14 protein-coding genes are annotated in these 19,445 nt (G+C 69.3%); 10 read left to right on the forward strand and 4 right to left on the reverse strand.

The annotated features are described in order from the left end of the window. Nucleotides 1-68: 68 nt before the first annotated feature. Nucleotides 69-638, reverse strand: coding sequence for a TetR/AcrR family transcriptional regulator (locus LK06_RS31135; RefSeq protein WP_039655534.1), 570 nt, complete (start codon nt 636-638; stop codon nt 69-71). 344 nt (nt 639-982) lie between these two features. Between LK06_RS31135 and LK06_RS31140 the strand changes: the two genes are divergently transcribed. Both LK06_RS31140 and LK06_RS31145 read left to right on the forward strand, forming a co-directional pair. Continuing rightward, nucleotides 983-1,936, forward strand: a complete 954-nt coding sequence (locus tag LK06_RS31140; RefSeq protein ID WP_039655533.1) for a LysR family transcriptional regulator — start codon at nt 983-985, stop codon at nt 1,934-1,936. Between the two features lie 149 nt (nt 1,937-2,085). After that, complete coding sequence (locus tag LK06_RS31145) at nt 2,086-4,056, forward strand: collagenase (RefSeq protein WP_052319061.1); 1,971 nt, start codon at nt 2,086-2,088, stop codon at nt 4,054-4,056. A 72-nt stretch (nt 4,057-4,128) separates the two neighbouring features. Here LK06_RS31145 and LK06_RS31150 read toward each other — a convergent pair whose 3' ends face one another. Next, nucleotides 4,129-5,580, reverse strand: a complete 1,452-nt coding sequence (locus tag LK06_RS31150; RefSeq protein ID WP_039655532.1) for a glyceraldehyde-3-phosphate dehydrogenase — start codon at nt 5,578-5,580, stop codon at nt 4,129-4,131. A 613-nt stretch (nt 5,581-6,193) separates the two neighbouring features. On the opposite strand from LK06_RS31150, the gene LK06_RS31155 reads away from it, so the two are divergent. Together LK06_RS31155 and LK06_RS31160 are read left to right on the forward strand one after the other, a co-directional pair. Next, on the forward strand, nt 6,194-7,024 hold the full coding sequence (locus LK06_RS31155) for a PP2C family protein-serine/threonine phosphatase (RefSeq protein WP_039655531.1): 831 nt from the start codon (nt 6,194-6,196) through the stop codon (nt 7,022-7,024). Nucleotides 7,025-7,133: 109 nt separating this feature from the next. Then, complete coding sequence (locus LK06_RS31160) at nt 7,134-8,156, forward strand: MASE1 domain-containing protein (protein WP_174673960.1); 1,023 nt, start codon at nt 7,134-7,136, stop codon at nt 8,154-8,156. 94 nt (nt 8,157-8,250) lie between these two features. Here LK06_RS31160 and LK06_RS31165 read toward each other — a convergent pair whose 3' ends face one another. Together LK06_RS31165 and mgrA are read right to left on the reverse strand one after the other, a co-directional pair. Beyond that, the gene (locus LK06_RS31165) at nt 8,251-8,430 is read right to left on the reverse strand and encodes a hypothetical protein (protein ID WP_039655529.1); all 180 of its coding nucleotides are present in this window, start codon (nt 8,428-8,430) and stop codon (nt 8,251-8,253) included. A 133-nt stretch (nt 8,431-8,563) separates the two neighbouring features. Then, the gene (gene mgrA, locus LK06_RS31170; protein ID WP_039655528.1) at nt 8,564-9,607 is read right to left on the reverse strand and encodes an L-glyceraldehyde 3-phosphate reductase; all 1,044 of its coding nucleotides are present in this window, start codon (nt 9,605-9,607) and stop codon (nt 8,564-8,566) included. 271 nt (nt 9,608-9,878) lie between these two features. On the opposite strand from mgrA, the gene LK06_RS31175 reads away from it, so the two are divergent. The 6 genes from LK06_RS31175 to LK06_RS31205 all read left to right on the forward strand — a co-directional run bounded on the left by LK06_RS31175 (nt 9,879) and on the right by LK06_RS31205 (nt 19,443). Continuing rightward, on the forward strand, nt 9,879-10,712 hold the full coding sequence (locus tag LK06_RS31175) for a chitosanase (RefSeq protein ID WP_039655563.1): 834 nt from the start codon (nt 9,879-9,881) through the stop codon (nt 10,710-10,712). Nucleotides 10,713-11,045: 333 nt separating this feature from the next. After that, nucleotides 11,046-12,686, forward strand: coding sequence for a phosphoglucomutase (alpha-D-glucose-1,6-bisphosphate-dependent) (pgm, locus tag LK06_RS31180; protein ID WP_043435416.1), 1,641 nt, complete (start codon nt 11,046-11,048; stop codon nt 12,684-12,686). A 599-nt stretch (nt 12,687-13,285) separates the two neighbouring features. Then, on the forward strand, nt 13,286-15,415 hold the full coding sequence (locus LK06_RS31190) for a hypothetical protein (protein WP_039655526.1): 2,130 nt from the start codon (nt 13,286-13,288) through the stop codon (nt 15,413-15,415). Between the two features lie 86 nt (nt 15,416-15,501). Continuing rightward, a complete protein-coding gene (gene pelF / locus LK06_RS31195; protein ID WP_039655525.1) occupies nt 15,502-17,010 on the forward strand; it encodes a GT4 family glycosyltransferase PelF in 1,509 nt (502 codons plus the stop codon). Then, a complete protein-coding gene (locus LK06_RS31200) occupies nt 17,007-18,398 on the forward strand; it encodes a hypothetical protein (protein ID WP_039655524.1) in 1,392 nt (463 codons plus the stop codon). The genes pelF and LK06_RS31200 overlap by 4 nt, the downstream gene beginning before the upstream one ends. Nucleotides 18,399-18,441: 43 nt before the next feature. Then, entirely contained in the window at nt 18,442-19,443 is a 1,002-nt protein-coding gene (locus LK06_RS31205) for a GDP-mannose 4,6-dehydratase (protein WP_039655523.1), read from the forward strand. The last annotated feature ends 2 nt before the right edge of the window (nt 19,444-19,445 follow it).

Raw genomic sequence — 19,445 nt, forward strand, 5'->3', positions numbered from 1 at the left:
CTGTGCTCCGAAGGGGGTGGGGGTGGCGGGCCGGTCGGCCCGGCTCGAACGGGTGGTGTGGCGGGGCGTCAGGTGCTGGGCCACTCGCGCAGCACGGCGTCGAGGGCTTCCAGGATCCGCGTCCACGACTCCTGCGAGTCGGGGGTGCTGTGACTGAACCCGCCGGCCATCTCCAGGCTGACGTAGCCGTGGAAGACGCTGCCGAGGAGTCGGACCGCGTGGGTCTGGTCCGGTCCGGACAGGTCGTAGCCGCGCAGGATCGCGCGGGTCATCTGCGCATGCCGGCCGCCCGCACTGGCGGAGGCCGCCCCGGCGTCCAGCGGGTGCCGGGCTGCCGCATAGCGGCCGGGGTGCTCGCGCGCGTAATCGCGGTACACGTTCGCGAAAGCGTTCAGCGCGTCCTTGCCGGCCCGGCCGGCCAGCGCGTCGGCGGCGCGGTCGGCCAGTTCCTCCAGGGCGAGTAGCGCGATCTTCGTCTTGAGATCCTGGGAGTTCCTCAGGTGCGAGTACAGGCTCGCGACCCGGACGTCGAACCGGCGGGCCAACGCCGACAACGTCACCTGCTCGAAGCCGGCCTCGTCCGCCAGCTCGGCACCGGCGCGGACCAGGCGCTCGGTGGTCAGGCCTGCACGCGCCATGATGTTCCCTCCGCATTCCATAAGGGATTATGCAAGAACCTAAATGGTTTAGGCAAGGAACGTGCGTGCGACTGCCTTCGGCCCCCGTCGGCCCGGACCACCCGGGGGTGCGCCGGCAAGGGGCACCGCCATCGCGCCGTTCGCCGCGGCTCGCATCGAGCCCGGGCACGGCCCGTGGTCGAGCGGGTGCCCGGCGGCACTGGCCGTTGACCGGCCGGAGCGTGGCGGACCTGCGACTTGTGCACGTGGCGGCGCAATGGAACGCTTCCTTCGCCGTCCGCGACCCCGGGTGAACACAAGGTCCACCAGATGCCGGCCACGGTGGCGGAAGGGAAGGGTGACCGATGGAGCTGGAGCTCCGCCACCTGAGGGTGCTGTGCGCGATCGCCGACGCGGGCAGTGTGGGCCGCGCAGCCGCGCAACTCGGCTACTCACAACCCGCCGTCAGCACCCAACTGCGGCGCATCGAAAGCCACTTGGGTGAGGCATTGTTCGAGCGTGGCACAGGCGGAGCCCGCCCGACGCGCTACGGTACGGAGGTGGTTGCCCAAGCTCGTGACGTACTGGCCCGCGCCGACGCCATAGGTCACCGCCCGGCCGCCGTCCGCGCCCTGCGCAGCCTGCGCGTGGCCGCCACCAACTCGCCGATGCTCTCCGGCACGGTCTCCCGGGTCCGCGCCCGGCTGCCGGAACTGTCCCTCGCGGTCAACAGCGTCTACGCCTCCTCACGGATCGTGGAACTCCTTGAGGAAGGGGGTGCGGACATCGCCATCGCCGCTGACTACCCGGGCATGGAACTGCGGCATTCGTGCGCCGTGCGGCACCGCGGGATCATCACGGAGCCGACGTTCGTCGCCCTGCCCTCCCGCCACAGGCTCCGGCAGTGCGCCCAGGTACAGCTCGCCGACCTGGCCGAGGACGGCTGGTTCGTGACCCCGGACGATGGGGCGGGCTGGCCCGGGGTGTTCTACGACGCCTGCAAAGCGGCCGGATTCACGCCGGTCACCGTGCACGAGTTCCTCGGTGACCAGATCCAGCTACAGAGCATGATCGCCGACGGTCTCGGCGTGTCCCTGGTGCAGCCGACGCTGCGGCCGATCCCGCACGTGGACGTCAAGCCGCTCGCCGGCTCCCCCTTGTGGTGCCGTTATGTGCTGGCCTGGCGGCCCGACACCGTCACCGACGAAGTGGTGGAGTCGGTGTTGCAGTCCGCCACGGCCGCGTACCGGGACCTCGTGGCCCAGGCGCCGCACCTGCGGACATGGGCCTCGCGGACCTGGAGCGTGGCCGGGGCGTAGAAGCAACGTCACAGCCGCACCGCGATGTTATGAGATGTGTGTGCCATGTGCTATGTCACACGCCATTGTTGAGGCGTGTGAACCACTGAGACAGTGCCACACGCGCCTCAACACCCCACAGAGGCGCATCCCTTCGTGGAGGAATCCAGATGCGCTATCGCTTCGCGCTGCCAGGACGCGCGCCCGGACGCACGGCCAGACGCGCAGCCGTACGCCTCGCCGGCGCTGTCGCCGTCTGCGTCACTGTGGCCGGTCTGCTTTCCACGCCGGCCCTGGCGGCACCCCGGCCGAGCCCGGGCACGATCGCCGCACCCCGCAAGGCCGAAACCGCTCCGTCGCCCACCGGTGCCACCACCGCGGCCACCGAACGCCCGGCGGTCCGGTCCCGGCGGCTCAGTCCCGCGCAGCTCCCACCGCAGACCCCCATGTCGGTCAACTCGGCCAGGAGCGCCGAGATTCGCCGTGCCTCGGCAGCCTCCTGTGCCCTGGCCGACTTCGGAAGCCGCACCGGTTCCGCCCTCGTCTCCTTCGTCAAGGCCGCGTCCGTGAACTGTGTCAACACCCTCTTCTCGGCCACCGGTAAGGACGCGTACGACGTCTTCCGCCAACCCCAGATGGTGACCGTGGCGAACGCGTTCACCCGCACGGCCAGGCACTACCGAGGCGACAACTCCGGCAGCCTGGAGCAGTTGGTCCTCTTCCTGCGTGCGGGCTACTACGTCCAGTTCAATCACTCCGGGGACGTGGGGTCCTACACCTCTCGGCTCACCACTGCCGTGACGCGCGGCCTGGACACCTTCTTCGCCCGGTATCACTCCCGTGACATCAGTGCGGCCAACGGCGACATCCTCGGTGAGACGGTCATCCTCACCGACAGTGCCGATCAGCAGGGGCGTTACCTGTACGTCTACCGAAGGCTGCTGAACGACTACGACAGCTCCTACGACTCCATCGACAGCATGATCAGGGCCGTCAACGACGTCTACACACCGCTGTGGCGCGGCAACTGGAACCCGGAGTACGTGAAGGCCGTCGACTCCGACCCGCGCATCATCGACACCCTGTACGACTACGCGCTGGCCAACACCGACCAGCTCGGCACCAGCATCGCCTTTCTGGACTCCAACGCCGGGATGAACCTGGCCCGATACGTGGAACATCCTGAACTGCGGGAGACCGTCCGGCCGCTGACGAAGGAGCTGCTGGACGACACCGAGATCGACGGCCAGACGGCTGGGCTGTGGGTGGCCGTGGCCACCCAGGCGAACTACTACGACAGCGCCGACTGCGCCTACTACGGCGTCTGCGACCTGCCGGACAAGCTGACCAGGGCCGTCCTGCCCACGGTCCACCGATGCGACGCGAACGTCACCATCCGTGCCCAGTCGCTGAGTACCGCCGACCTCGACGCAGCCTGCGCGAGCGTGCTGGGCCAGGACGCTTACTTCCGCGGCCTGGTGGAGGCCGGCGGCCCGATACCCGGCCAACATGTCTCGACCATCCAGCTCGTGGTCTTCGCCAGCCGCTCCGACTACCAGACGTACGCCGGTGCCATCTACGGAATCAGCACCGACAACGGCGGCATGACGCTCGACGGCGATCCGTCGGACCCGGCCAACCGGGTCACGTCGATCATGTACCAGAAGGACTACGACGACGGTTTCGTGGCCCGGATCTGGAACCTCAACCACGAGTACACGCATTTTCTGGACGGCCGTGACGACATGAAGGGCACCTTCGCCCAGCAGATCTCCGTGCCGGATGTGTGGTGGATCGAGGGCGTGGCCGAGTACGTCTCCTACAGCTACCGCGGCCTGGCCGACGACCAGGCGGTGCGGGAGGCAGCCCAGCACACGTACAAGCTGAGCACCCTGTTCGAGAACACGTACGACAACAGCGACGTGATCCGCACCTACCCGTGGGGCTACCTCGCCGTGCGCTACATGACCGAGAAGCACCCCGACGACGTCCAGCGCATGCTCGCCCGCTTCCGTGCCGGTGACTACGCCGGCGGATACGCCGTCTACCACGACGGCATCGGCACCCGCTACGACGCCGACTTCGACCGTTGGCTCGCGGCGTGCGCCGCGGGCGCCTGCGCAAAGCCGGCCTCGGCCTGACCGCACGCGCCCCAGCACAACGGCCGCCGACCGGAACCCGGTCGGCGGCCGTACCCGCGTCGGCGAGAGGCGTCAGACCGCCGTCGCCGGGAACGTCGGGTACTCCACGCCCGACACGTGCTGAACGACCCGGACGACCTGGCAGGAGTAGCCGAACTCGTTGTCGTACCAGAGGTAGAGGATGGCGTTGTCGCCGTCCACCTTGAGGGCGCCGGCGTCCACGATCGAGGCGTGGCGTGAGCCGATAAAGTCGCTGGAGACCGCGTCGGGAGCCGTGATGAAGTCGATCTGACGCTTGAGCGGCGAAGTCAGCGAGACCTCGCGCAGGTAGTCGTGCACCTCCTCGCGAGTGGTCTCGCGGGCCAGCTGCAGGTTGAGGATCGCGATCGACACGTCCGGCACGGGAACGCGGATCGAGCTGCCGCTGATCTTCGCCTTGAGGTCGGGCAGCGCCTTGGCGACGGCGGAGGCGGCACCCGTCTCCGTGATCACCATGTTGAGCGGTGCGGACCGGCCACGCCGCTCTGACTTGTGGTAGTTGTCCAGCAGGTTCTGGTCGTTGGTGAAGGAGTGGACGGTCTCCACGTGGCCGCGCAGCACCCCGTACTCGTCCTCCATCGCCTTCAGCGGCGGGACGATCGCATTGGTGGTGCACGAGGCACAGGACAGGATCTGTTCGTCCGGCTTGACGGTGTCGTGGTTCACGCCGTGCACGATGTTCGGGACGTCGCCCTTGCCCGGAGCGGTCAGAACGACCTTCTCGATGCCGGGACGCAGGTGCTTGGACAGGCCCTCGCGGTCGCGCCACTTGCCGGTGTTGTCGATGAGGATGGCGTCCCGGATGCCGTACTCGGTGTAGTCCACCGCGGCCGGATCGTCGGCGTAGATCACCTTGATCGCGTTGCCGTTGGCCACGATGGTGCTGCTGGCCTCGTCGACGGTGATCGTGCCCTGGAACTGGCCGTGGATGGAGTCGCGGCGCAGCAGCGAAGCGCGCTTGACGAGATCCTCGGCAGCCCGCCCGCCGCCGCGGACGACGATGGCGCGCAGACGCAGGCCGTTGCCGGAGCCGGCCTTCTCGATCAGTAGCCGGGCGACGAGCCGGCCGATGCGGCCGAAGCCGTACAGGACGACGTCACGCGCTTCACGACGCTCGATCTTGTTGGCGCCCGTGGCGCCGGCGACGGCCTCCGCGGTGAACTCCTCGACGCTCAGCCCGCGTTCGTCGGCCTGGTACCGGTTGACCAGCATGCCGAGATCGATCTGGGAGGGGCCGAGATCGAGGGTGGTCAGAGCCTGGAGGAACGGCATGGTCTCGGTGACCGACAGCTCGGCACCGGCGATCTGCCGGGCGAAGCGGTGCGTCTTCAGGATGCTGACCACCGACTTGTTCACCAGGGAGCGGCTGTGCAGCAGGACGGTCACGTCCCGTTCGCGGTGCAGCTTCCCGATGAGCGGGATCATCGACTCCGCGATTTCTTCGCGGATCATCCAGTTGGTGAACGAGTCGTCGTTGACAGTCACAGATCTATCTTTCGAGCTAGGCAGCGCTCATATGCTAACCACACCCTACGACGATCATCTGGCGGGTCTGCTCCGGGGGTGGCCCGGGTAAGGATTTGCCCCAATTCCGGGTGCGGTTCCTGAACCAGGGTGGAAGTGCGTGAGGAAGCCGGGTCGTGGCTTGCACGTCCGCACGAACGCGCCGAGGGCCGGGGCGTGAGCAGCTTCTCTGTTTCCCGACCCGAGCCGCCCGCCCTGTCCCACCTCCTCCGTCGCCTGGCCCTGTCATTGGTGATGGGTGGCTCGGGGTCCTTGTCCTTGGAGCCGCGCCTCCTGGTCGGGTCCGCTGCCACGGCTTCGGAGCCGTCGTGGGCGGCTCGGTGGTGGAGGGGCCCAAGGGAACCACAGAGGCGCTTGTCCGGCTTGTCGGGCCCGCCGACCGCAGGGCGCGCGCGGGCGGCGCCGAACGGCAGGCGCCCGGTCTCACTGGACGCAGAGCTTGTCCGGTGCCGGCTCCTGGTCGGGCTTCCGGTCACCACGAGGCAAAAATATCCTATATGGGTAAAATCTAGACGTTTGCCGAGAATCCAGGCTGTGTCCTCTTCGACGGCCACCGCCCCGCCGGAAGTGATCGATGTCCCGCAAGCGCACCACGGACGAAGGCGACGAGCTGCTGGCCAGGCTCGGCTCGCTCACCGCCCAGGCGCGCCGGCGCGCGGAGCTGCAACGCAGCCAGGTCGAGCTGGCCATCGCCCTGCAGCGCGGCATGCTGCCCCGGGACCTGCCCGTCGCTCCCGGGCTACACCTGGCCGTGCGCTACGCCCCCGCCAACTTCGGTCTCAACGTCGGCGGCGACTGGTACGACGCCTTCACCATGCCCGACGGCAGAATCGGGTTGTCCATCGGTGACGTGCAGGGACACAACATCGAGGCGGCCGCCTTCATGGGCCAGGTCCGGGCCGGACTGCGGGCTCTCGCCTCTGTCACGGGCGAGCCCGGCGAACTCCTCTCCCGCACCAATGACCTGCTGTTCTCCCTGGGCAGTGACCTCTTCGCCACCTGCACGTTCATGCGGCTCGACCCGGCCACCGGTCTGCTGGAGAGTGCGCGAGCCGGCCACATCCCTTTCGTGTGGGCCACGGCGGACGGCAAGTCCGGGGTCGTCGACGACGAGGGCGGACCGCCGCTCGGCATCGATCACGGCATGGAGTACCCGGTGACCCGGCACCGGCTGACCACAGGAGGAGTGTTCGTCCTGCTCACCGACGGCGTGGTTGAGGGGCCGTCGCTGAACATCGAGGACGGGCTGGACCAAGTGGTGCGTCTCGCCGGCATCGCCGCCGTAGCCGGTCTTGAGGCTCATGCACTGGCTTCCGCCGTGATCAAGGGCGCTGAGAGCGTGGGACACGAGGACGATGCCGCGGTCCTCGTGGTCGGCCTCGACGGGCCTAGTGCGCGGTCATAGCCAGCCGGTGCCCGCGGTATGTGTTCGCGGCCCTCGACGGCCCGGCATTCAGCCATAGGGCCGGACGGTACCGGCTCTCGCCTCGCCGACCCGGGGCCGTCGGTGTGAGATGGCTGCTGTGGTGGGTAAAGAGAATCTGCGCCGGACGGGTGGCTACCTCGTCCAGGTGCTGGCCGTCGCCGCCTGCTATTACGCGGCGGGTCGGCTGGGTCTGCTGCGCGAGCTGACCGTGGAGGGTACCGTCGTCACCCCCATCTGGCCGCCGACCGGTGTGGCCGTCGCCGCACTGCTGATCTTCGGTCTCGGCTGCTGGCCCGGCATCACACTGGGCGCCTTCTTCGTCATCCTGTCCCTCACCACCCCTGACATCTACGTACTCGGCGTCCTCGCCGGAAACACCCTCGCACCGGTGTGCGCGGCTCTTCTGCTGCGCCGGGCCCGCTTCCACATGGACCTCGGTCGGTTGCGGGACGGCGTTTCCCTGGTGTTCCTGGGCGCGCTCACCGCCATGCTGATCAGCTCCACCATCGGTGTCGGCCTCCAGGTCGTCACGGGTGATCTGGCCGCACAGAGTTTCTGGCCCGTCTGGCTGGCCTGGTGGGTGGGGGACGCGATGGGTGTACTGATCGTCACCCCACTGCTGCTGTTGCTTCACAGGGCACGCTGGCCTCCGCCGCTGGCCCGCTGGAAGGAGGCGACCGCGCTGGCCGTGGTGGCCTGCTGCACCGTTCCGTTGGCCGTCTACAGCTCGATCAGCCTGCTCTTCCCCGTCTACCCGCTCATCGTCTGGGCCGCGCTGCGCTTCCAGCTTGTGGGCAGTGCGCTCTGTGCGCTGTTGACCTCGGTGGTGGCGACCGTGGCCGCGACTGACGGTGCCGGGGCGTTCGCAGGCCTGAGCCGGATCGAGGTCATGGTGAAGCTCCAGGCGTTCAACGGCACGATGGCCCTGACCGCGCTGTTGTTGTCCGCCCTGATCACCGAGCAGCGCAACACCCGGAACTCGGTGGAGAAGGCGTGCCAGGAACTGGCCGAGGTCCTGGAGTACCTCACCGAGGGGGACGCCCCTTCGCCCAGGTCGTACCTGGGCACCGACAACACCGACGAGAATTCCTGGCCGACCGGAACCCAGTGAGGTCACCCTCCGCTGCTGTCCCGACCGGGTGGCGCCGAACGGTCAGACGGTCAGACGACCAGACGGCGCCGGTCCCGGTGGGCGGGGGCCGGCGTCAGGAGGTGGAGCCGGCGGTGTTCTCGTCGTCGGGGGAGGGCTGGCACATGCGGCACAGCTCGTGGTCCCCGTCGCGGGTGACGACGGTTCCCCAGCCGAGGCACTGTTCGCAGTCACGGGCCAGGGTCAGATCGGGGTGAGGAGGGAGGAAGGGGCTGCGGTGGGCTCCGTACGCCATACGGTGAGCGGCTCCTTGCGGTCGTGGGGTGACGCGGGGAAGCGCGGGCGGGGAGGACAACGCTGTCCGATGCCCCTCCATTATGTCCGACTTTTCTTGTGTGTCAGTGGCGAATGTCACTGAGTGCCACGGTCTATCCCAGCGTGCCGAGCCGGGCCTGGCGCCACAGGTCTACGCCGCCCTCGGTGGCGTACTTGTCGATCTCGGCCAGTTCCTCGCCGCTGAAGTCCGGGTTCGCCAGTGCCGCTACGTTCTGCTCCAGCTGCTCGACGCGCGAGGCGCCGATGACGAGCGAGGTCACCCGCTCGTCGCGCAGTGCCCAGGCCAGCGCCAGCTGGGCGAGGGACTGTCCGCGCCGGGCTGCGATGTCGTTCAGGGCGCGCAGCCGGTGCCGCATGTCGTCGGTGAGCCAGGACGGATCGAAGGACTTCCCCTGTGCGGCCCGTGAGTCCTGCGGTACGCCGTCCAGGTAGCGGCCGGTCAGCAGTCCCTGGGCGAGCGCCGTGAAACCGATCACCCCGAAGCCCTCGTGCTGGGCCGCGTCCAGTAGGCCGTCGGTCTCGATCCAGCGGTTGAGCATGCTGTACGACGGCTGGTGGATCAGCAGGGGAGTGCCCAGCTCCCGCAGGATCGCCGCCGCTTGCCGGGTGCGCTCGGTGTCGTACGAGGAGATGCCGACGTACAGGGCCTTCCCCTGGCGGACGGCCGTGTCGAGCGCGCCCATCGTCTCCTCCAGCGGTGTGCTCGCGTCCAGCCGGTGGGAGTAGAAGATGTCCACGTAGTCCAGGCCCGTGCGGCGGAGCGACTGGTCGAGCGAGGCCAGTACGTACTTGCGGGAGCCGCCGCCCTGCCCGTAGGGCCCGGGCCACATGTCCCAGCCAGCCTTGGTCGAGACGACCAGCTCATCCCGGTAGGGAGCCAGGTCCTGCTTGAGGAGCCGGCCGAAGTTGAGCTCGGCCGCGCCGTAGGGCGGGCCGTAGTTGTTGGCCAGGTCGTGGTGGGTGATCCCGAGGTCGAAGGCGCGCAGGGCGATCTCGCGCTGGGTCTCGAAGGGGCGGTCGTCGCCGAAGTTGTGCCAGTAGCCCAGGGACAGGACCGGCAGGTCCAGTCCCGAGCGGCCGGTGCGCCGGTAGCGCATGGTGCCGGCGTAGCGAGCGGGGTCCGCGGCGTACGTCATCGGGTCTTCTCCGGGTGGTGCTGTAGGGGTACCCGTGTGTGCGGGCCCGACCACCCTCGCGCCCCGGTGCGGTGGAAGTCCAACCGTCGGCCCGGATGGGATTGAGCGGCCCCGTTTCTCAATCGGCTTCGCTGCCCGGAGCGCCGGTGTGCTGTGTGGTGGAGGGGATGACGGGCGGTTGTGTGATCGTGCAGACTCACGCTATGTGGGGTGACTTTCGATAGGAAACTTTACTATCTTCAGCCTCGCCTTCCTTTCGTTGGAGTCCCTCGTGCACCCAGTCCCTGAAACACGTGCCCGCGCACGGGTCTCCCGGCGGACCGTCGTCGCGCTGGGCGTCATCGCTTCCGGCTCCCTGCTGGCGATCCGGCGGGACGGAACGGTGCCGGCGGCTGCACCGGGCCTGGACGACCCAGCGAAGAAGGAGACGGCGATGAAGCTGGTGTCGAGCGCGGAGAACTCCTCGCTCGACTGGAAGGCCCAGTACAAGTACATCGAGGACATCGACGACGGCCGTGGCTACACCGGCGGTCTCATCGGGTTCTGCTCCGGCACCGGCGACATGCTCGACGTCGTCCGGCTCTACACCGATCTCAGGCCCGGCAACGTCCTCGCCCGCTATCTGCCCGCTCTGCACCGGGTCGAAGGCACCGACTCCCATCGGGGCCTCGATCCGGACTTCCCGCGAGACTGGCGCCAAGCCGCCCGGGACCCAGCGTTCCAGCAGGCCCAGAACGTCGAACGCGACCGGGTCTACTTCAACCCCGCCATCGCCCGGGGCAAGGACGACGGTCTGCGTGCGCTCGGCCAGTTCGTCTACTACGACGCCCTGGTCATGCATGGCGACGGAGACGAGCCGACCGGCTTCCGCAACATCCGCAAGAGGGCCCTGCGCCGTGCCGAGCCGCCGGCCCGGGGTGGCGACGAGACGACGTACCTCGACGCTTTCCTCGACGCCCGCGTGTGGGCCATGGAACAGGAGGAGGCGCACAGCGACACCAGCCGCGTCGACACCGCGCAGCGGGTCTTCTTGCGCAGGGGCAACTTCGACCTGGACACCCCACTCGACTGGCAGGTGTACGGGGACAGTTACCACATCGGCTGACCTCGCGGGCGCCAGTAGGGCTGCGGTAGTCCACCAGGCACGGGCACCGCCCGCCGAACCGCGGGGCCGCGACCGGGGCCGCGGTCCCGGTGCACTGAGCGGAACGGGAGAGGAACTGGGCCGCTTTGGTGATGGATCCGGGCATGGCCGCAGGCCCACCTGTCATCAGGCGACACAAGCGTACGCGGTGCTGCGGTGATCACCGCAGGAACGGCTCATCAGGCGGTCGGTCCCGTGTGTTCCGGCCGGAGGGGCGCACTCGCACGCCGCGCTCCTGACGAGGTAAAGATGAGCGGTGAGCGAACGATCCCACCGATGCGGAGGAACGGACTCATGCCGCACGAGCGAGCGGGCCGGCCGGCCGGTCCGCAGGACCTTGTCGACGTGGCCCGGCTGGTCACGGCGTACTACGCGCTGCACCCCGACCCGGCCGACCCGGCACAGCGGGTGGCGTTCGGCACCTCGGGGCACCGGGGTTCGTCCCTGGCGAACGCCTTCAACGAGGACCACATCGCAGCCACCAGCCAGGCGATCTGTGAATACCGCGCGGCGCGTGGCACGGACGGTCCGCTGTTCCTGGGAGCCGACACCCATGCCTTGTCGGAGCCGGCGAGGATCACCGCGCTGGAGGTGTTCGCCGCCAACGGTGTGACCGTGCTCATCGACGGCGCGGACGGCTACACCCCCACCCCTGCGGTGTCCCACGCGATCCTCACCCACAACCGGGGCCGTACCTCCGGCCTGGGGGACGGTGTGGTGGTCACTCCCTCGCACAACCCGCCCGCGGACGGCGGCTTCAAGTACAACCCGCCCAGCGGGGGTCCGGCCCCTTCCGCGGCGACCTCTTGGATCCAGGACCGCGCCAACCAGATCATCGCAAGCGGCCTGAAGGACGTACGTCGGCTGCCGTACACCCGGGCCCTCGCGGTTGACACGACCCGGCGGTACGACTTCCTCGGCACCTACGTCGACGACCTGCCGAGCGTGCTGGACCTGGATGCCGTCCGGGCGGCCGGGGTGCGCATCGGTGCCGACCCGCTCGGCGGAGCGTCCGTCGCCTACTGGGGCCGGATCGCCGAACAGCACCGCCTGGATCTCACGGTGGTCCATCCGGACACCGATCCCACCTGGCGGTTCATGACCCTTGATTGGGACGGCCAGATCCGTATGGACTGCTCTTCGCCGTACGCGATGGCCTCCCTCATCGAGCAACGCGACCGTTTCCAGATCGCCACCGGCAACGACGCCGACGCCGACCGGCACGGGATCGTCACACCGGACACCGGCTTGATGAACCCCAACCACTACCTTGCGGTCGCTGTCTCGTACCTCTTCCGGCACCGCGAGCAGTGGCCGGCCGACGTGGGCGTCGGCAAGACCCTGGTCTCCTCCACGATGATCGACCGGGTCGCCGCCAGCCTCGGCCGCCGGCTCGTCGAGGTGCCGGTCGGGTTCAAGTGGTTCGTGGACGGACTGGCCGACGGCACCGTCGGTTTCGCCGGCGAGGAGTCGACCGGCGCGTCCTTCCTGCGCCAGGACGGTTCGGTGTGGACCACCGACAAGGACGGCATCATTTCGGCCCTGCTCGCTTCGGAGATCACCGCGGTCACGGATCGGACGCCGTCGGAGCAGTACGCCGTACTGACCGCGCGCTTCGGCGAGCCCGCCTACGCCCGTGTCGACGCGCCCGCGACCCGCGAACAGAAGGCACTGCTGGCCAAGTTGTCCCCGGCGCAGGTCACCGCCGACACGCTGGCCGGGGAACCGGTCACGGCCGTGCTGACGGAGGCACCGGGCAACGGTGCCGCCATCGGCGGCATCAAGGTCACGACTGACAACGCCTGGTTCGCGGCCCGGCCTTCGGGGACCGAGGAGGTCTACAAGGTGTACGCCGAGTCCTTCCTCGGCACCGACCACCTCGCCCAGGTGCAGGAGGAGGCCCAGGCGGTGGTGCTGGGGGCGCTCGGCGGCTGACCCGACCGTGCGGCGGCCTCCGACACGGTCGTGGAGGCCGCCGCACGTCACCAGGGCCCCCTGGACCCAACGCCGTCCGCGCCCCGCTCCAGCCGGTGCAGCACGGCCCGCGCCATGGTCTGTTCTCCCCTGCGTCGAGATGGGCCGGAGCAGCGGGCGAGGCCGGCCGCAGGGGTTCCATCCAGCGGCCCGCGGGTGCGCTCCGCACATGTCGTGGCCGATGGTGGGCCCGCAGGCGTCGACGAACTCGGCACGGTTCCCGCCGGCCACCAGACGCAGTATCAGGTTCAGCCGTTGACCTTTGGCGCGGTGCACTGTGCGGCGGCCCGACCAGTGAACGGGGCCGCCTTCTATCTCGGGACGCCTCTCGCCGCATCAACGGACCAACGGCCTGTCGGGTTGGTTCAGAACTCTGATGGAAACCTGCACTTTCCATCAGATTCCGTAATCCGGCCACAAAAGCTACACAGAGCCATCACCATGTGACGCGACGGATGCGTGACGACCGGCTTCTGAGGGGGATGCCCGCGTTGCGCAAGGGGGTGCGTCCGGTCCATGCGAGCCGTGCTCACTCCTGCCCGGGGAGGGGACTGCACCGCATGAAGCGGACTTTTCGCACCACCGTGCTTACGGTGGGTGCGCTCATTGCCGCGTTCGGCCTCCAGGCCGGTCCGGCGCACGCCGACAGCACCACACCACGCATCGACCTCAGAGTCCTGGTGGTGAGCGATGGTGGTCCGGCGACCGACGCCATAGCCGCGGAACTCGACACCGCGGGCACGCCGTACACCAAGGTTGACCTCACGGCCCCCGGCCGGCCCACCATCGACGCCGCCTTCCTCGCGGACACCGTCGACGGCCGGCCCCGGGCCAGGTTTCAGGCCGTCGTCCTGCCCGACGACAACCCGTTCGCGGCCGGGAGCAGCGAGATGGCCGCCCTCGACGACTACGAGCAGACGTACGCGATCCCGCAGGTCGACGCCTACACCTACGCCCGCCCTGAGGTCGGCCTGCAGTACGCGGCCTCCAGCGGCTACTCGGGCAGCCTCGACGGGGCGAAGGCCCAGGTGACGGCCGCCGGACTGGCCGGCCCCTTCGGCTATCTGGCCGGCCCGGTGCCGTTCGAAAACAACTCCAGCTCGGTGGACGAGAGTTACGGCTACCTCTCGGCGCCGGTCGCAGGAGCCGACTTCACCCCGTATGTGCAGGCACCCATCCCGGGTACGTCCGAGGAGGGCTCCCTGGTCGGCGAATACCGGCACGACGGGCGCCGCGAACTCGTCGTCACCTTCGTCTACAACCAATACCAGGAGCAGTTTCGACTGCTGGCCCGCGGCATCGTGGAGTGGATGACCGACGGTGTGCACCTCGGCGCTTCCCACAACTACTTCGCCGTGCACGTCGACGACGTGCTCGCCGCCGACGACCGGTGGGACACCGAGCTCAACTGCACTCCCGGCGATGTCGACTGCACCAACGACGCGGGCACGCCGAGCCCGATCCGCATGACGGCTGCGGACGTCGACTACGCCACCGCCTGGCAGAACAGCCACCGCTTCACCTTCGACCTGGTCTACAACGGCTCCGGCAGCGTGGACCAGCGTGAGGACAACAACGGCGTCGACCATCTCGCCGACAAACTCATCGCCGACCGCGACCAGTTCCGTTGGATCAACCACACCTTCACGCACGCCTTCCTCGGCTGCGAGCAGAACACCAGCGTGGTGCCGTGGACGTGCCAGACGAATGCCGACGGCAGCACCAAGTGGGTGGACGAGAACACGATCAACTACGAGATCGCTACCAACCGCGTCTGGGGCGAGAACGTCGGACTCCCCCTGGAAAGCAGCGAGTTGGTCACCGGTGAGCACTCTGGCCTACGGATCCTCCCGCAGCAGCCCGAGGACAACCCCAACCTGGCGCCCGCCCTCGCCGCAGAAAACATCAAGTGGCTCGCCTCGGACAACTCGCGCGACCCCGAGCAGCGCCAGGTCGGCACCGCCACCACGGTCGCCCGTTACCCGATGAACGTCTTCTACAACGCGGGCCGGACCGTCGAGGAAGTCGACGAGTACAACTGGCTCTACACCAGCCGTGCCCAGGGCGGCAGTGGCATCTGCGAGGACCACCCGGACACCACCACCTGTATGTCGACCCCGCTGGACACGAGTACCGGCTACACCGACTACATCGTGCCGCTGGAGACCCGCATCGACCTCGGCCATGTGCTGTCCAACGACCCCAAACCGCACTTCATCCACCAGTCCAACCTCACCGAGGACCGCATCGCCTACCCGGTCCTCGATGGCGTCCTCGACGGCTACGACGCCCTCTTCGCGGACAACACCCCGGTGGTGAACCTGCGGATGAAGGACATCGGTATCGAACTGCAGCGTCGCGCAGCCTGGAAGAACGCGCTGAACGCCGGGCAGATCACCGGGTACCGCATCGGCAACACGGTGACCGTCCAGGCGCCTGATGCGACCGCCGTCACCGCAACCCTGCCGACCGGCACCACCCTGGGGGGCGGCGCCTTCGGCGGCGCCTACGCAGGCGAGGTGTCCGGTTGGACCCCCTCCTCCGGTAGCCCGCTCGTCTTCACCCTGCCGGCGCCCACCTCCGTCCCCGCCTCCACCGCGGGCAGCACGACGAGGGCCACCCACCCGGCACCGCGCACCAAGGTCCCGACGGGCGTGACCAGGCAGGTCCCGTACTCCCCGGACAACTGAACGGCGCACCGACCAGAGCTCCCGGCCGCCCATCGGCGGCCGGAGCCCGCACGACCACCCCACATCTCGGCCGTGGAGCACAATCGATGCACGTTCACCCTGTGCGCCGCCCGGGCGCGGCGCACGTCACCCTGCTCACCGAAGGCACCTACCCGCACAGCCACGGAGGTGTCAGCGTCTGGTGCGACCAACTCGTCCAGGGCATGCCCGACCTCGACTTCGACGTCATCGCCGTCACCGGCACCGGGCGCGAACCCGTCGTATGGGAGCTGCCCTCCCATGTCCACGACGTGCTCTGCGTCCCCATGTGGGGCGCCCCGCCTGCCGGACGCCTCCCCCGGGGCCGCGCCCGCAACCGGCTCTCCGCCGCCTACGAACGGTTCCTGACCTCGCTGCTCGACCCGCACGCCGAGGAGCACTTCGCACCCGCGCTCTACACCATGGCCCGGGCGGCCGTGGAGGGCACGCTGAGCGCGTTCCTGCGCGGTGACCGTGCCATCGCCATCCTGGCGGCGGTGTGGAACCGTCCCGGTCTCGCGGTCCGCGAGGCCCGGCCCACCCTGCACGACGCGGTCACCGCCACCGCCCTGCTCGAACACGCCCTACGCCCGTTGGCCGCACCGCCACCCCGGTACGGCGTGGCACACGCCGTCAGCGGCGGCGTCGCCGTGCTGCCCGGCCTCGCAGGTGTGGAACGCTACGAGGTCCCGCTGCTGCTCACGGAGCACGGTGTCTACCTGCGCGAGCGCTACCTCGGTTACCGCACCGCCCCCTACCGCTGGCCGGTCAAGGCCCTTGTGCTCGGCTTCTTCCGGCTGCTTGCCGAGGAGAGCTACCGCCGGGCCGCCCTGATCACCCCGGGCAACCGCTACAACCGACTCTGGGAGGAACAGGGCGGTGCCGATCCGCGGGCCATCCGCACCGTCTACAACGGGGTGGACCCCGCCGCCTTCCCGCCCGCCGGCCCCGAACCGGACGAGCCCACGCTCAGCTGGGCGGGGCGGGTCGACCCCATCAAGGACTTGGAAACGCTGATCCGCGCCTTCTGCCTGGTTCGGGCCGAGTTGCCCGCCGCCCGGCTGCGGTTGTTCGGCGGTACACCCCGAGGGGGTGAGGTCTACCGGGAGCGCTGCGAGGCACTGGCCGCCGAGCTGGGGCACGCGGACGCCGTCACCTTCGAGGGACGCGTCGACGACATCAAGGACGCCTACGCGGCCGGGAACGTGGTGATGCTCTCCAGCATCAGCGAGGGCTTCCCGTTCACCCTCATCGAGGCCATGTCCTGCGGTCGGGCGACCGTCTCCACCGATGTGGGCGGCGTGCGCGAGGCCGTCGGCGACGCCGGTCTCGTGGTGCCGCCCCGCGACCCGGCCCGGATGGCCGCTGCGGCCCTGGAACTGCTCGGCGACGTCGAGCGGCGCAGGGCCATGGGGGAGGCGGCCCGGCTGCGTGTGATCGACCGGTTCACGCTGTGTCAGACCATCGAAACCTTCCGCTCCGTGTACCTGGAACTGGCCATGCCCGCTTGGGCGTTGCCCGCAACCGTCGAGCCGGGTCAGGACCTCAGGATCGTCGCGGGGAGTCTGGCCGGATGAGTGGACCCATGGCGCTGGAACCGGGCGGCACCGAACACGACACGCTCACCCTGCGGCTCGCCGGAACACCCGCTCGCGATGATGACACGACGACCCTGCGGCTGCCCGGACGCGGTGACAACGAGGCCCAGGTGAGCGCGCTCGCGGCCGAACTCGCCGACCGCGTCGGCCCGGCCGTCCACCCGTACGAGGTGGCCGCCCTGCTGGAGGCCGAGGGCATGACCGCAGAGCAGATACGGGAACGGTACGGCCATCCGAACCTCTTCTCCCTGGCCACCGCGCTCTACGAGCAGGTGCCCCGGACCTTCCCGGAGCCCGTGGGTGGAGCCGACCCCTGGCGCCCGGACCACGTCCGCTGCCTGCTGCGCGGGGTGCTGTTCGCGCTTCCGGGGCTGGCGTACCTGCTCACCGCACCCCTGTGGCACCCAGGGCGGCACGCCGACGCGCTGATCCTGGCCGGGCTCGTCTCCTGGTCATGGGGCCAGGCGCTTGGTCACCGCGCCCACCTGCAGCTGGCGACCGGGCACCGGGAGGCCGCCCGTACTCTCCTCACCGGTGCGCCCCTGGGTGCGGCACTCGCCACCGCCACCGCCGTCCCGCTGGCCGGCGGTGTCCTGGTCAGTCTGACGGCCGCAGCGCAGTCGGTGTACCTGGCGGCGGCGGGCGCCCTGCTCGTACTGGGCCGAGAACGGCTGCTGCTCGCCGCGCTCACCCCGCTGATCGCGGGCGCCGCCGTCCTGCCCTGGTGGGAGCCCGGCACCCTGCTGAGGGCCGGACCGCCGCTGCTTGCCTTGCTGGCTGTACTCATCGTGACCGGCCTCGCCCTGCGGGCCCGTCTCGCTGCACCGGCCGCACCCGACGGAAGCCGGCCCCCGCTGCTGCGGTCCCTGCCGTACGGGCTGTTCGGACTGGCCGCGGGCGTTCTGGTGCTACTGGAAGGGCGGCGGGAGCCCCATGCGGTGATCGTGCTGACGGTCAGTATGGGACCTGCCGAATGGCTCCTGTACCGATATCGGGGCCTGTCCGTGGCCGCCCTGCGCGCAAGCGCCACCCCCGCTGGGTTCCTCCTGCGCTCGGCGGCCGTGCTAGGTCTGTGCCTGCTGGCCTACCTACTGACCCTGCTGCCCGCCGCATACGTCACCGGCGCCGCGCCGGCCGCGCTGCTCCTGCTCGCGGCCACCCTGTGGACGGCGCTGCTCCTCCAGGCCTTCGGAACCGCCTGGCCACCTGTCGTGATCTGTCTGGCCGCCGCGGGCGTGGCCGCCGCGGTCACGCTGCTCCACCTGCCACCGGGCTCCGTCGTGCTGCCACTGTGCTGCGGCACTGCCGCCCTGTGCCTCGTGGCGTGCGTGCTGCGGTTTCTCGGCCGCCCCGCCCGGCACGCCTGATGCCGTTTCTGCTCTCATCCAACACACTGGAAGGAACTGTCTGTTGACCTCCGAACCGCTTGCCGCAGTCACCGGAGCCGAGGGTTTCATCGGATCCCACCTCACCGAGGCCCTGGTCGCCTCCGGACACCGGGTCAAAGCCATGGCCCAGTACAACTCCTTCTCCTCCTACGGCTGGCTGGAGACCCTCTCCCCGGACGTCCTCGACCACGTGGAGATCGTCCTGGGAGACGTCCGCGATCCAGGATCCGTCCGTGGCCTGCTCGAAGGTGCCGACGTCGCCTACCATCTGGCCGCGCTGATCGCGATCCCGTACTCCTACCAAGCTCCGCACAGCTACGTGGAGACCAACGTCACCGGCACCCTCAATGTGCTGGAGGCGGTGCGCGCCCTCGGCACGCCGCGGCTCGTACACACCTCGACCAGCGAGACCTACGGCACCGCGCAGACCGTGCCCATCACCGAGGACCATCCCATCAACACCCAGTCCCCATACGCTGCTTCGAAGGCCGGTGGGGACCGGCTGGCGGACAGCTACCACGCGAGTTTCGGTACGCCTGTCGCCACCATCAGGCCGTTCAACACCTTCGGGCCGCGCCAGTCGATGCGCGCCGTCATTCCCACCGTCATCGGGCAGGTCGCGGCGGGCGAGCGCACCATCACCCTCGGCGACCTCCGTCCCACCCGCGACTTCACCTTCGTCAAGGACACCGCGCAGGCGTTCCTCGCGGTCGGCACCGCTCCCGCCAGTCACGTCGTCGGCCACACCTTCAACGCCGGTACCGGCGGCGAGATCTCGGTAGGGGACCTCGTCGCGCTGATCGGCAAGGTCATGGACTCGGCCCTGGACGTACGTGAGGACGCCGAGCGCATCCGGCCGGCCAACTCCGAGGTGATGCGGCTCGTAGCCGACGCCGGCCGGCTGGCCGAGGCCACCGGCTGGCAACCCGCACACACCCTGGAGCAGGGCCTCGCGCACACCGTGGAGTTCTTCCGCGATCCGGCCAACCTGGCCCGTTACAAGACCGGCATCTACAACATCTGACC

It is taken from the genome of Streptomyces pluripotens (assembly GCF_000802245.2).
In the GTDB taxonomy this organism is placed as follows: Bacteria; Actinomycetota; Actinomycetes; order Streptomycetales; family Streptomycetaceae; genus Streptomyces; species Streptomyces pluripotens.

Excerpts from the sequence above, each read along its gene's own strand:
- mgrA (WP_039655528.1), bottom strand. The coding sequence starts at position 9,607 with ATGACGTACGCCGCGGACCCCGCTCGCTACGCCGGCACCATGCGCTAC.
- pelF (WP_039655525.1), top strand. The coding sequence starts at position 15,502 with ATGCACGTTCACCCTGTGCGCCGCCCGGGCGCGGCGCACGTCACCCTG.
- LK06_RS31200 (WP_039655524.1), top strand. The coding sequence starts at position 17,007 with ATGAGTGGACCCATGGCGCTGGAACCGGGCGGCACCGAACACGACACG.
- LK06_RS31145 (WP_052319061.1), top strand. The coding sequence starts at position 2,086 with ATGCGCTATCGCTTCGCGCTGCCAGGACGCGCGCCCGGACGCACGGCC.
- LK06_RS31155 (WP_039655531.1), top strand. The coding sequence starts at position 6,194 with ATGTCCCGCAAGCGCACCACGGACGAAGGCGACGAGCTGCTGGCCAGG.
- LK06_RS31135 (WP_039655534.1), bottom strand. The coding sequence starts at position 638 with ATGGCGCGTGCAGGCCTGACCACCGAGCGCCTGGTCCGCGCCGGTGCC.
- pgm (WP_043435416.1), top strand. The coding sequence starts at position 11,046 with ATGCCGCACGAGCGAGCGGGCCGGCCGGCCGGTCCGCAGGACCTTGTC.
- LK06_RS31165 (WP_039655529.1), bottom strand. The coding sequence starts at position 8,430 with ATGGCGTACGGAGCCCACCGCAGCCCCTTCCTCCCTCCTCACCCCGAT.
- LK06_RS31190 (WP_039655526.1), top strand. The coding sequence starts at position 13,286 with ATGAAGCGGACTTTTCGCACCACCGTGCTTACGGTGGGTGCGCTCATT.
- LK06_RS31160 (WP_174673960.1), top strand. The coding sequence starts at position 7,134 with ATGGCTGCTGTGGTGGGTAAAGAGAATCTGCGCCGGACGGGTGGCTAC.
- LK06_RS31140 (WP_039655533.1), top strand. The coding sequence starts at position 983 with ATGGAGCTGGAGCTCCGCCACCTGAGGGTGCTGTGCGCGATCGCCGAC.